Source organism: Embleya sp. NPDC001921 (genome assembly GCF_053594475.1).
In genome coordinates, this window is record NZ_JBSFEO010000126.1 from 2,190 (window position 1) to 5,484 (window position 3,295).

At 59.2% G+C, this 3,295-nt stretch carries 2 rRNA genes (1 of these 2 running past the window's edge); both read right to left on the bottom strand.

Annotated elements, in window-relative coordinates:
• Positions 1-1,380, bottom strand: a 23S ribosomal RNA gene (locus ACWCPW_RS51470) (it extends 1,945 nt beyond the left edge of the window).
• 341 nt (positions 1,381-1,721) lie between these two features.
• Positions 1,722-3,245: ribosomal RNA gene (locus ACWCPW_RS51475) — 16S ribosomal RNA — on the bottom strand.
• The 16S and 23S rRNA genes sit together here, the layout of an rRNA operon.
• Positions 3,246-3,295: the final 50 nt, after the last annotated feature.

Genomic DNA, 3,295 nt, shown 5'->3' on the forward strand with positions numbered 1-3,295 from the left:
ACTCGTGCAGCGTCCACCGCTGGTTTCCACCGCGACTTCACTCGCTGCACGACGCTCCCCTACCCATCCGTACGCCTGAACCACGAAGGCTTGGCTGCATGTACGAATGACACGACTTCGGCGGTGCGCTTGAGCCCCGCTACATTATCGGCGCGGAATCACTTGACCAGTGAGCTATTACGCACTCTTTCAAGGGTGGCTGCTTCTAAGCCAACCTCCTGGTTGTCTCTGCGACTCCACATCCTTTCCCACTTAGCGCACGCTTGGGGGCCTTAGTCGGTGCTCTGGGCTGTTTCCCTCTCGACCACGGAGCTTATCCCCCGCAGTCTCACTGCCGCGCTCTCACTTACCGGCATTCGGAGTTTGGCTTATCTCAGTAACCTGGTGAGGCCCATCAACAATCCAGTGCTCTACCTCCGGCAAGAAACACACGACGCTGCACCTAAATGCATTTCGGGGAGAACCAGCTATCACGGAGTTTGATTGGCCTTTCACCCCTAACCACAGGTCATCCCCCAGGTTTTCAACCCTGGTGGGTTCGGGCCTCCACACGGTCTTACCCGCGCTTCACCCTGCCCATGGCTAGATCACTCCGCTTCGGGTCTTGGGCGCGCGACTCAATCGCCCTGTTCGGACTCGCTTTCGCTACGGCTACCCCACACGGGTTAACCTCGCCACACACCGCAAACTCGCAGGCTCATTCTTCAAAAGGCACGCAGTCACGGCCACCCACGACTAAACGCGGATGACGACGCTCCCACGGCTTGTAGGCACACGGTTTCAGGTACTATTTCACTCCCCTCCCGGGGTACTTTTCACCTTTCCCTCACGGTACTAGTCCGCTATCGGTCACCAGGGAATATTTAGGCTTAGCGGGTGGTCCCGCCGGATTCACACGGGATTTCTCGGGCCCCGTGCTACTTGGGAAATGCGCAAGCAAGCCGCACATGTTTCGTCTACGGGGGTCTTACCCTCTACGCCGGACCTTTCGCATGTCCTTCGACTACATGTACGGTTTCTGACTCGCCGACCGGCCGGCAGACCGATCAAGCACACTCCCACGACCCCGATCACGCAACCCCTGCCGGGTATCACACGTGACCGGTTTAGCCTCATCCGATTTCGCTCGCCACTACTCTCGGAATCACGGTTGTTTTCTCTTCCTGCGGGTACTGAGATGTTTCACTTCCCCGCGTTCCCTCCACACACCCTATATATTCAGGTGCGGGTGACAGCCCATGACGACTGCCGGGTTTCCCCATTCGGACACCCCCGGATCACAGCTCGGTTGACAGCTCCCCGGGGCCTATCGCGGCCTCCCACGTCCTTCATCGGTTCCTGGTACCTAGGCATCCACCGTGCGCCCTTAACAACTTGGCCACAGATGCTCGCGTCCACTGTGCAGTTCTCAAACAACAACCGATTCCCACAGACACAGGACCGACGCCTACCGGCAGAAACCGGCGGTTCGTGGATCGTCCGAGGATCGGAACCTTCCCGAGACAACAGACCAGCCCCAACAGCCGACAGGCTGTGGGGCCGGGCCCATTCCCTCAGGACCCAACAACGTGCCCGGCGGACCCTTCCTCCCGACCCCCGCTTTCCACGCCCTCGCGGGCAGTACTTGCGGTCGTCTTCGGAAGAACCCACCGAATAGTCAACGTTCCACCCATGAGCAACCGTGTGGCACAGATGGCCACATTCGGCTATGTGCTCCTTAGAAAGGAGGTGATCCAGCCGCACCTTCCGGTACGGCTACCTTGTTACGACTTCGTCCCAATCGCTGGTCCCACCTTCGACGGCTCCCCCTCTTGCGAGTTGGGCCACCGGCTTCGGGTGTTACCGACTTTCGTGACGTGACGGGCGGTGTGTACAAGGCCCGGGAACGTATTCACCGCAGCAATGCTGATCTGCGATTACTAGAGACTCCGACTTCACGGGGTCGAGTTGCAGACCCCGATCCGAACTGAGACCGGCTTTTTGAGATTCGCTCCACCTCGCGGTATCGCAGCTCATTGTACCGGCCATTGTAGCACGTGTGCAGCCCAAGACATAAGGGGCATGATGACTTGACGTCGTCCCCACCTTCCTCCGAGTTGACCCCGGCAGTCTCCTGTGAGTCCCCATCACCCCGAAGGGCATGCTGGCAACACAGAACGAGGGTTGCGCTCGTTGCGGGACTTAACCCAACATCTCACGACACGAGCTGACGACAGCCATGCACCACCTGTACACCGACCAAAAGGGGCACCTGTCTCCAGATGTTTCCGGTGTATGTCAAGCCTTGGTAAGGTTCTTCGCGTTGCGTCGAATTAAGCCACATGCTCCGCCTCTTGTGCGGGCCCCCGTCAATTCCTTTGAGTTTTAGCCTTGCGGCCGTACTCCCCAGGCGGGGAACTTAATGCGTTAGCTGCGGCACGGACGACGTGGAATGTCGCCCACACCTAGTTCCCAACGTTTACGGCGTGGACTACCAGGGTATCTAATCCTGTTCGCTCCCCACGCTTTCGCTCCTCAGCGTCAGTATCGGCCCAGAGACCCGCCTTCGCCACCGGTGTTCCTCCTGATATCTGCGCATTTCACCGCTACACCAGGAATTCCAGTCTCCCCTGCCGAACTCTAGCCTGCCCGTATCGAATGCAGGCTCGGGGTTAAGCCCCGAGTTTTCACATCCGACGCGACAGGCCGCCTACGAGCTCTTTACGCCCAATAATTCCGGACAACGCTCGCACCCTACGTATTACCGCGGCTGCTGGCACGTAGTTAGCCGGTGCTTCTTCTGCAGGTACCGTCACTTTCGCTTCTTCCCTGCTGAAAGAGGTTTACAACCCGAAGGCCGTCATCCCTCACGCGGCGTCGCTGCGTCAGGCTTTCGCCCATTGCGCAATATTCCCCACTGCTGCCTCCCGTAGGAGTCTGGGCCGTGTCTCAGTCCCAGTGTGGCCGGTCGCCCTCTCAGGCCGGCTACCCGTCGTCGCCTTGGTAGGCCACTACCCCACCAACAAGCTGATAGGCCGCGGGCCCATCCTGCACCGCCGGAACTTTCAACCCCCCACCATGCGGAGGAGGATGTTATCCGGTATTAGCTCCGGTTTCCCGAAGTTATCCCAGAGTGCAGGGCAGGTTGCCCACGTGTTACTCACCCGTTCGCCACTCATCCACCCCGAAGGGCTTCAGCGTTCGACTTGCATGTGTTAAGCACGCCGCCAGCGTTCGTCCTGAGCCAGGATCAAACTCTCCATTGATGTTCACCGGTAATCCGGTGGAACACAATAAGTGAGCGGCGACTCTCCCG